The following is a 5,138-nucleotide window of genomic DNA, read 5'->3' as shown; positions in this document are numbered from 1 at the left end:
AAAAGGCTACAAATTCAACATATCAATAGATAAATACTTTGCTGAATGACTACGGAGGGCTGTGGTAAGGGAGCTGGAGAAGATACTCTACACTCTGAAGAACTCTGTGGACAAGCACCTGAAAGATAATGATGTGGAGGCCCTCAAGAGGAGGATAAACCTCACCGTAGACGCCCTCAAAGCCCTTGCTGAGAGGTTGATGAAGCTGGGCTGTTTTAAAGCCGCGGAGTTTGTGAGGCAGTGCTCCAACACCGCGGTGACCTTTGCCCGGCTCGCTGTGAAGGGGGTAAAAGTGCCCTGGAACTCTAACCTAGTTGAACGCCTTATGGGAGAGATCTCTAAGAGGTGCAAGCATAAGTGGATGAGGTGGACCACAAGGGGACTGGAGGCCATACTGAACATTATCCTTGTGAGGTACACTTCAGAGAAGAGGTGCCAGAGGTTTAAGCAGAAGATCATGAAAGCCGAGAACCTAAGGTTTATTAAAGGCGGAGTGAAAATCATAGCTGTCGGAGGCGAACTTTAGACAAAAATGAAACACCATCAATAATTTTAATTATATATTAAAACAAAGAAAACCCCTTTTTGATTGAAGGTAGTAATTAATATAACTTTCAACTCTTAATTCTAAATCAGATGTGTTTTTGTTTTACAATAATTTTCTGTGAAAACCATTTCATAATTTATCTAAAACGCGAAGCTTAAGTAGGTTTATTATATCCCTTCTCCCAATTTGGAACCAATATTTGTTAAGCTTATGGAAATCCAAAAAGCCCATTAACGATGCTATTTATATAATTAAAAATATTTGTTATAGAGCTCCCTGTCCAACCAAGTACACTTAGAATTATCCCTACTAGTATAGTTACTGTTAGAATTGCCAAACCGATTAAAATTCCTTCTTCAATTAAGGGTGAGCCTTTATTATCTTCTAACATTTTTAGAATGTATTCAGGAATCCTTCTTATCATTTGCTCACCTATTTCAAATTTATTTAAAATTTTTTTAGTGCGGGTAGATTTCAAATTTTTCTTTTCAATATTCTTTAAGACCAGATTATATTTAAACCCCACAATAATTTATGATTTTTAGACACTAATTTCGAATAACACTCCACAAAAAAGAACGCGAGCCTTAAATATTGTACTTTTAAAATGTTTTAGGGAAATATATGCGGGCAAGTACTCAAAAAAATTTTAAAAAAATTGAGAAGGGTCTTGAAAATAACGAAAATAATGAAACTGAAGTTCAGAATAGAATTTTAATAGACACATACGAAGTCGGACAATACATTATTACAATATACTTGATTAAAAATTTCACAGAATTTCTTTACTGTGTTGATGAGATAGATACAAAAATTTCGGGAAAAAATGTTCTTAAAGAAGTAATAAATGAGCTTGGAGCCAGTCAAATTCTTACTAATAAGAAGGCATTTTTTAAAATAGAGGAACTAATTAAATTCAGAAAAAATGAAGCCTTAAATTTTTTACTTACAAAGTATCCCGAAATACCTGCTAATTCTTCTGAAAATATTGCTGAATTATCTTGTTATGAGAGTATAGGTATTAGTGTAATTGCGCCTTTACTTTTAGATTCAAATGTAGAAGAGTTCTATTTGGATAAAGAAAGTACAAATATTTACTTGGATCACAGAAAATGGGGGCGATGTAGAACAGCAATATCATTAAAGGAGCGAGATGTTGAGAGGATAATAACGCGTGTAAGAGCGGAAAGTGAAATGCAACTTGATGAATCGAAACCATCCCTTAAAACAGAAATAATCACAGAGAGTTTTCATATACGGATTTCATTAGATATTCCGCCCTTAGCAGCTGAGGGAGTACAACTAGACTGTAGAAAGCTGAGAAAAAATCCTTTCACAATCCCAGAACTTATATTTAACGAAACTTTAAACACCAAAATAGCGGCATATCTACTTTATTGTTTATTACGAAGAATGAACATTACTGTAATTGGGGAATCAGGAGCAGGAAAAACAACTCTAATTAATGCTTTAGATATCTTAACTCCGCCCGATTGGAGAAAAATTTACTTGGAAGATGTTGTTGAGAGTATTCCACAAACTGAATTTGGAAAGCATCAAGCCCGTTTTAAAGTTGAACCATTTGAAGGAGAAGAAATTAAAAAACGTAATAAAAGCAAGGAGATTACACGCCTACTTCACCGCTCTCCAGATTGGGTATTTTTAGGAGAAATACAAACAGCACAAGACAGTCAAGCCATGTTTCACGCTCTTTCTGCAGGAATAACTGGACTTCAAACATGCCATAGCGCAACTGTTGAGGATATGATTCTACGCTGGGTTGTCCATCATGGTGTTTCTCCTGTATGTTTACGAGATTTATCCATTATAATTCAGATTAATCGTTTGAAATCCCATTTTAAAAAGAAAAGAAAAGTAATACGATTATGCGAGATTGATTTTAAAAATAAGGAGATGTTTAAAGATATTCAAAGCGTTCTATCTTCAGAAGTAATTATTGATATTTTTTCTTGGAATCCCAATAGAACAGAATTAGTAGTTTCTTCAGAACTATTCACTACTCCAACATTAGAAAAGATAAAAATGTTCCATTATATTGATGAAAAAAATTTTTTCGAAGAATTAGAAACATACGAGAAAATTTTTTCAGCTATGACAGAAAATCACATTTTTGATTTACCGAGGAATATTTCGATTTTTCATAGTCTATATGCGTTAATTTCAGAGCAAGAAATAGAGAATGAGGTGATTAATTGGGGCGAGGTAAAAAAAACGATGATAAAAGAAATAAAAAAAGTAAAGAAGCACGATTTATGGAGAGAATATCAAAAACCTTCGGATCAAATAGAAGTTTAAGAAAAATCGGTAAAAGAATAATTACAAGGGAATTAATAATTTCTGTGAATCATTTCTTTAAAGAAGGACAAATAACAGCGGAAGAAGTTTCCGGAGGGGCGTTAGGCTTTGGCCTATCTATAGCTTTTTTGACTTTAATTATGGGAATTATGTTTAACATCTTAGTTGCAGTAATGCTCTCGGTGGCAATGTTTATTTTTGGGTATAATTATGTAATAACCTATTATCCAAAAAAGTATGATAAAAATCGATGGACAATAGCTCGTTACGCTGACTTTATACTTGAAGAACTACTTTTTATATTATTATCTACGGGTTCAATTTTTGATTTTATTCTGTTCGTAGCAAACGCTGATTACCCCATTATTTCTCAAGAATTTAAGAGTTTAGCAAACCATGTTAATTCAGGAGAAAAACCGGAGAAACTATTATTGAATTTCTCATATAATCAACCAACAGAAACTTTGAAAATCCATATACCAGCCATACTAAAATCCTCAGAAATATCGGACGAGCTCGTTGATAGAATCGTGAGAATAGCACAGCGTGAGGTTAGAAATGAATATCAAAGATATACATTAGAGTTGGAAGGCCGGTTACTCGTTGTCATGGGTATAGGCTTTTTTTTGCCCATAGTAATATCCTTAGGACTGTTAATGAACAATATAGGAACCAACCCACTTTTTTTAATCTTGATACCTTTGCAGATTATGATTTTAGTAATTCTTGATAAATTTGCTATAAGGAGCAAAGCTAAATTATTAGAAATGTCTGAAAAGCCGAAACATACTTACAACGATTTTCCCAAAAGGCATTAGTATCTTATAGAAATATGCCCTAATTCACCAAAAAATGTAAATGTAGGCAAAAATGGAGTTAACAAGCTTGAAACTTGAAACTCAAGACATGTTCCAAGAAATACTGATGTTTCTCACATTCTTTAGTGAAGCACTGAAAAAAGGTAATAATCCTGAAAACTCTTTAAAGACAGCCGTGATAAATTACTCGGGACCAATAAAAAACCAATTAATCCATATAGTAAACAAGATTTTTGGAAGTCAATACTCTCTAAAAGAAGCTTGGAATTTCTTTGATGAATTAACAGAGAGCGTACAAATAAAAAGACTATTATGGTTAGTTGAAAAAGCCTTAACCAAAAATGCTCAAGAAGCGGGTAAAATGCTCGAGAGAGCTATTTGGGAGATAAGAGAAAATCAGCAATTAGTAGAGGAACGCAAAAATCAATTAAAAGCTCAATCATTCAAAATAAAGATACTCTCAGTAGCTTCCTCAGCCATACTCGGATTAATCAGTTCACTAACACCACTATTTTCTATATCATCGCAACTCCTTCAATATCAGATAACTCCAATAATATCTTCATATTTCGAGATAGGTATTTATTGGCCTACGCTAATCACATTAGGAATCATCAGTATAATGACCTCATATTCCACAGCAAAAATCTCGGAAACAAAACATCCCTCCATATACGCCTTAGCATCTATACTATTATTTATACTAGTGTTTATACTAGGATTGTTAATAACAAATATATTCGCTCAAAAAGGATTTCAATAATTTTTTTCTATTAATTAGTATTTCCAGTACTTTAAAATAATTTCAATTGCTGCTTGAGGGGAAAGCGCCTCCACAACTTTGGAATCACCAATTAATTTACCTGCTACCAAATTTGATACTCCCCCAGATCCCTTCAAAACAATTACCAACTTGTTCTCCGCAAGAGCTAACGCTATCTCAGATAATGTACCAGCACCCCCCGAAATAGCAACAACAACATCACTTGAGTTCACCACCACCAAATTCCTAGCTCTACCGATTCCCGTAGCAATCACAATATCACAAAAAGGATTAGCCTCCTTCTTATTATTTCCAGGTATAACACCAACTGTAATACCATTTTCCTTCTTCGCACCTCTAGCCGCAGCTTCCATTACACCAGAACGCCCTCCACAGATAAGAACCATTCCATGTCTTGCAACCAATCGACCTATTTCCTCAGCCAAATTCTTTACACTTTCATTTATAGGACCATCGCTTCCAATAACACCAATCTGAAGAGGCAACAAAATCCCTCCAATACCAAAATAAAACATAAGCTAATTTCATTCTTTCACAGAATAGACTAGATTTTTTACGATTATATATAGTAAAAATTTTCTTACAGTTAAGTTCTAAATTAGTAATCTTATACTCTGAATCGCTCATAAATAAGAATTTTGTGGCTGACCATTTTTGCTGGTGTTTTTAAGGA

General features: G+C 33.9%; 5 protein-coding genes and 1 pseudogene. 4 read left to right on the top strand and 2 right to left on the bottom strand.

Translation table 11 applies throughout. The features are described from left to right. Window positions 1-52: 52 nt before the first annotated feature. Window positions 53-526, top strand: a pseudogene (locus tag ACUVXA_RS16055) (ISH6 family transposase); the annotation flags it as partial. A gap of 229 nt (window positions 527-755) precedes the next feature. Here the strand turns inward: ACUVXA_RS16055 and ACUVXA_RS16050 are convergent. Further along, complete coding sequence (locus ACUVXA_RS16050; protein WP_445872295.1) at window positions 756-971, bottom strand: hypothetical protein; 216 nt, start codon at window positions 969-971, stop codon at window positions 756-758. A gap of 200 nt (window positions 972-1,171) precedes the next feature. Between ACUVXA_RS16050 and ACUVXA_RS16045 the strand changes: the two genes are divergently transcribed. From ACUVXA_RS16045 to ACUVXA_RS16035, 3 genes are all read left to right on the top strand, one after another. Further along, a complete protein-coding gene (locus ACUVXA_RS16045; RefSeq protein ID WP_445872294.1) occupies window positions 1,172-2,863 on the top strand; it encodes an ATPase, T2SS/T4P/T4SS family in 1,692 nt (563 codons plus the stop codon). Then, window positions 2,821-3,681, top strand: a complete 861-nt coding sequence (locus tag ACUVXA_RS16040) for a type II secretion system F family protein (RefSeq protein ID WP_445872293.1) — start codon at window positions 2,821-2,823, stop codon at window positions 3,679-3,681. Before ACUVXA_RS16045 ends, ACUVXA_RS16040 begins: the two co-directional genes overlap by 43 nt. Before the next feature lie 67 nt (window positions 3,682-3,748). Further along, entirely contained in the window at window positions 3,749-4,444 is a 696-nt protein-coding gene (locus ACUVXA_RS16035) for a hypothetical protein (protein ID WP_445872292.1), read from the top strand. A 14-nt stretch (window positions 4,445-4,458) separates the two neighbouring features. Here the strand turns inward: ACUVXA_RS16035 and ACUVXA_RS16030 are convergent, their stop codons facing one another. Further along, a complete protein-coding gene (locus ACUVXA_RS16030) occupies window positions 4,459-4,950 on the bottom strand; it encodes a TIGR00725 family protein (protein ID WP_445872291.1) in 492 nt (163 codons plus the stop codon). Between the last annotated feature and the right edge of the window lie 188 nt (window positions 4,951-5,138).

This window comes from Candidatus Jordarchaeum sp., assembly GCF_052745115.1.
The sequence above is the reverse complement of the archived record's forward strand: the minus strand, read 5'-3'. Positions and strand labels throughout refer to the sequence as shown.